5 protein-coding genes are annotated in these 3,862 nt (G+C 70.9%); 1 reads left to right on the top strand and 4 read right to left on the bottom strand.

Features of this window, described 5'->3' with window-relative positions; translation table 11 throughout:
* Nucleotides 1-162 precede the first annotated feature (162 nt).
* The 4 genes from IJH84_RS28800 to wrbA form a co-directional block, all read right to left on the bottom strand.
* On the bottom strand, nucleotides 163-762 hold the full coding sequence (locus IJH84_RS28800; protein ID WP_295151185.1) for a hypothetical protein: 600 nt from the start codon (nucleotides 760-762) through the stop codon (nucleotides 163-165).
* Between the two features lie 205 nt (nucleotides 763-967).
* The gene (locus IJH84_RS28795; protein ID WP_200070704.1) at nucleotides 968-1,582 is read right to left on the bottom strand and encodes an alpha/beta hydrolase; all 615 of its coding nucleotides are present in this window, start codon (nucleotides 1,580-1,582) and stop codon (nucleotides 968-970) included.
* A complete protein-coding gene (locus IJH84_RS28790) occupies nucleotides 1,579-2,544 on the bottom strand; it encodes a ring-cleaving dioxygenase (RefSeq protein WP_200070705.1) in 966 nt (321 codons plus the stop codon). The genes IJH84_RS28795 and IJH84_RS28790 overlap by 4 nt, the downstream gene beginning before the upstream one ends.
* Before the next feature lie 66 nt (nucleotides 2,545-2,610).
* Nucleotides 2,611-3,225: an NAD(P)H:quinone oxidoreductase gene (gene wrbA / locus IJH84_RS28785; RefSeq protein WP_200070706.1), complete on the bottom strand. Its 615-nt coding sequence runs from the start codon at nucleotides 3,223-3,225 to the stop codon at nucleotides 2,611-2,613.
* 313 nt (nucleotides 3,226-3,538) lie between these two features.
* On the opposite strand from wrbA, the gene IJH84_RS28780 reads away from it, so the two are divergent.
* Nucleotides 3,539-3,862 (top strand): MarR family transcriptional regulator (locus IJH84_RS28780; RefSeq protein WP_295151187.1); only part of this gene is annotated, 324 nt, incomplete at its 3' end.

Genomic DNA, 3,862 nt, shown 5'->3' with positions numbered 1-3,862 from the left:
GGATGCGACGCACGCCGAGCTGGTGCGGCTGTTCCCGCGCGGAGAGCTGGTCACCGTGGCCGACGCCAGCCACGCGCTGCCGCTGGACCGGCCCCAGCTACTCGCCGGGATCGTGCTCGACGTGCTGCGAGCCTGATCAGCGCCCGTTCACCGGGCTGCAACTCACCGGCCCTGCAGCGCGTCCAGCGCGACGGCCTGGGCGATCACCAGCCTGCGGTCCAGCCGCGGATCGTCGATCTTGATGACGTAGCGGTCGCGCAGCGCGAACTTTTTCGTGACCGCGAATCCCGCGCCGTCCTCGGCGGTGAAGTCGAAGTGGTACGGGATCATGAACGGGATGTTCTCCACGAACGGGACGATCTCCCAGAGCCGCCGCAGCAGCGCGACCGCCATGCTGCGCTCCTGCCCCTTCGCGGCGACCGAACCGGGCTGCTCCAGATCCCAGGTGGAGCGCAGCAAGGACTTCCCGAACCGTTTGCGGAACACGCCCAGCGGCGCGCCGCGGGCGTCGGTGACGTCGTAACCGGCGGCGAGGTCGACGACGTTGCGCGCCCGGAAGCTCGCCAGCGCCCGCTGCTTGTCCTGGTCCGCGTAGAACGTGACCTGCTCCTTGAAGCTGACCCGCTTCTGCTGGGCGAAGGCCACCAGGTCACCTTCGCGGCCGGAGCCGTCGTCGAGCCGGAGCTCGTAGCGGTTGACCATGAACGTCACGCGCTGCCGCATGTGCAGCGTCTCCGCCGCCTGCAGCCGGTCGAGATCCATCGCTTCCTCTTCTGTCCGGGAACCTCCATTATCGCAGACCGGACAGCCGGATGATCTCGGCGTGCCGCCGGACAAGCCGTGCGCCGGGGAATCCCGCTCGGAACCCGCCACCGGCCGCGCAGCCGGACGGGCCGCCCACCCCACCCGGCGGACGGCCCGTCTTTCCCCTCCCCGAACCGGCGAGGGCGTTTCCGCGGAGCTGCGCCTACCGCCCCGCGAGCCATTCGGCCGCGGCGTGCACGCCGGGCAGCGTGATCTGGTGACCGCCGTCGTGCCAGTGCTCGGTGACCTCCGCCGAGCGGGTGCGCAAGTCCGCGACCAGCCGGTCCGCCGACTCCAGCGGCGCCATCGGATCGATCCGCCCGTTGCCCAGGAACACCCGGGTGCCGGTCAGGTCGTGCACCGGCGGATCCGGAACCGGCTGCATCGCGGCGAACAGCACCGCCTCCTGGACCGACTCGGGCCGCAGCAGCGTCAGCGCGGCCGCGATGTTCGCGCCGTTGGAGAAGCCGACCGCGACCAGCCGGCGCCCGCCCAGTCCGTGTTCTTCGACGGCCGCGGCGAGGAAATCGGCGAGCTGGTGGGTGCGCCGCACGACGTCGTCGTGGTCGAAAACGCCCTCGGCGATCCGGCGGAACCAGCGCGCGGAACCGCCTTCGGACACCGGACCGGCCGGGGCCAGCAGCGGAGATCGCGGGCTGAGCTCCTGGGCGACGCCAAGCAGATCCTTCGGGCCACCGCCGGTGCCGTGCAGCAACAGCAGCACCGGCGCGTCCGGGTCGCCGTCGACGTGTTCGTACGTCAGCGACAGCTCGCTCAAGCCGCCACCCCCGGGTTGTTCTCGGCGGGCAGGTCGAGCTTCGGCAACGTCCGGGAGATCTGCTCGCGGTCCGGCTCCAGCCACGGCGGCAGCTTCAGTTCCCGGCCGAGCTCCAGCAGCGGTTCGTCGGCGGTGAATCCGGGCTCGTCGGTGGCGATCTCCAGCAGCGTGCCGCCGGGCTCGCGGAAGTAGATCGAGCGGAAGTACTGCCGGTCGAGGATGGAGGTCACCTGCAATCCGGCGTCGACCAGCTCCTCGCGCCAGTTGGCCTGCGCGGTCTCGTCGGGCGCGCGCCACGCCACGTGGTGCACGGTCCCGGCCGCGACCAGTCCTTCCGGTTCGTCCGGAGTGACCAGCACGTCGACGAACGCGCCCGGGCCGCCGTCACCCGCGGCGAAGCGGAACCGGTTGTCCTCCTGGGAGCTGAACGTGAGCCCGAGGTCGCCGAACATCCAGGCCGTGGCCTCCTCCTCGGTGACCGACAACGTCACCGAGTGCAGCCCGCGCACCCCGTGCTCAGCGGGCACGATCCCGTTGTCCCACGGCGCGCGCGGATCGCCCTGCGGGTGCGCGACCAGCGACAGCGCCAGTCCGTCCGGGTCGGTGAAGGTCAGCGCGTCCTCGCCGTCGCGGTTGTGCACCTCGCCGACCTCGACGCCCTGCTCGGTCAGGTGCCGGTGCCACCAGCCGATGGACTGCTCCGGCACGGAGAACGCGGTGGTGGTGGCCTGCCCGGTGCCGCGGCGGCCGCTCGGCGCGCCCTTCCACGGGAAGAACGTCAGCAACGAGCCGGGGCGGCCCGCCTCGTCGCCGTAGTAGAGGTGGTAGGTGCCCGGGTCGTCGAAGTTCACCGTGCTCTTCACCAGCCGCAGTCCCAGCGTGCGCAGGTAGAAGTCGGCGTTGCGCTGCGGATCACCGGCGATCGCGGTGACGTGGTGCAGGCCGCTCGTGGCGATGCTCATCGAAAAGCTCCGTCGTTCGGGAGGATGGGTGCCGGTGGGGCGCGCGGCCCCACCGGCGTCCTGGGATCAGGCTGCCTGGCCGGCCTTGAGGGCCTGGGCGACCTTGACGACGCGGCGCGCCTGAACGCTGGCCGCGGTGCGGGTCTCGTCGTCGACCTTCAGCTGGCCCTGCGCGTCGACGTGGCTGGTGCCGTAGGGGTTGCCGTCGACGAACTTCGAGCCGTCGGTGTAGCCGGGGCTGACGATGATGCCGCCGAAGTGGTGGATGGTGTTGTACAGCGCCAGCAGCGTGGACTCCTGACCGCCGTGCTTGGTGGCGCTGGAGGTGAACCCGCTGTAGACCTTGTCCGCCAGCAGGCCCTGCTGCCACTCACCGCCGAGGGTGTCGATGAACTGCTTGAGCTGCGCGGCGATGTTGCCGTAGCGGGTCGGCGAACCGAAGATGACCGCGTCCGCCCACACCACGTCCTCGGCCGCGACGTCGGGCACCGAGCGGGTCGCCTCGAGGTTCGCCCGCCACGCCGGGTTCGCGTCGATCGCGGCGTCGGGGGCCAGCTCCGGCGCCTTGCGCAGGCGCACCTCGGCGCCGGCGGCTTCCGCCTCGGCCACCAGCGCGTTGGCGATCTCGGTGCCGGTGCCGGTCGACGAGTAGTAGATGACGCTGAGCTTGACGTTGCCCATGAACGGCTCCTTCGAGGCGGCCGGGCGACTGCCCGGCATTCGTGCGTTCCGGGAGCGCGCGGCTCCCTCGGCCGGGACATTACTGACCAACTCTCTTTCGCGCAAGAGATTTCATCGCGAGACGCCAGGCAGGTACACTTGCGTCCCGCTAATGGCGGTATCGAAAGGAGCTCAGGTGAGCGTTGGCAGCGCGACTGGCGCGGTGACACCCAACGGCGGCATCCACGGCGAAGACCTCCACGGCGGGGAACCGGCGACTGCCGCCGGACTCCCGGAGCCCGGTACCGACGGCCTCACCACCGACGACGACGAGATCGTCACCTGGTGGGGACTGGTGATCGAGGGATACCACCTCACCCAAGAGCGCCTGATGAGCGAGATCGCCGAGCGCTTCGGTCTCACACCAGGGCCCTTCGACATCCTGCTGCGGCTGGTGCGCTCCCCGGAGCACCGGATGCCGATGACCAAGCTGGCCAGGGAGGCCGCGCTCAGCAGCGGCGGGTTCACCAAGGTCGCCGACCGGCTCGCCGCGGCCGACCTGATCGTGCGGCAGCCCTGCGACACCGACCGGCGCGTGACCTACGCGGTGCTGACCGAGCACGGGCGGGAGATCGCCGAAGCCGCCCGCGAAGCGTGC

It is taken from the genome of Saccharopolyspora sp. (genome assembly GCF_017434145.1).
GTDB lineage: Bacteria > Actinomycetota > Actinomycetes > Mycobacteriales > Pseudonocardiaceae > Saccharopolyspora_C > Saccharopolyspora_C galaxeae.
Note: the sequence above shows the minus strand (reverse complement) of the source record. Positions and strands in the feature narration are given on the sequence as shown.

Excerpts from the sequence above, each read along its gene's own strand:
- IJH84_RS28800 (WP_295151185.1), bottom strand. The coding sequence starts at position 762 with ATGGATCTCGACCGGCTGCAGGCGGCGGAGACGCTGCACATGCGGCAG.
- IJH84_RS28790 (WP_200070705.1), bottom strand. The coding sequence starts at position 2,544 with ATGAGCATCGCCACGAGCGGCCTGCACCACGTCACCGCGATCGCCGGT.
- wrbA (WP_200070706.1), bottom strand. The coding sequence starts at position 3,225 with ATGGGCAACGTCAAGCTCAGCGTCATCTACTACTCGTCGACCGGCACC.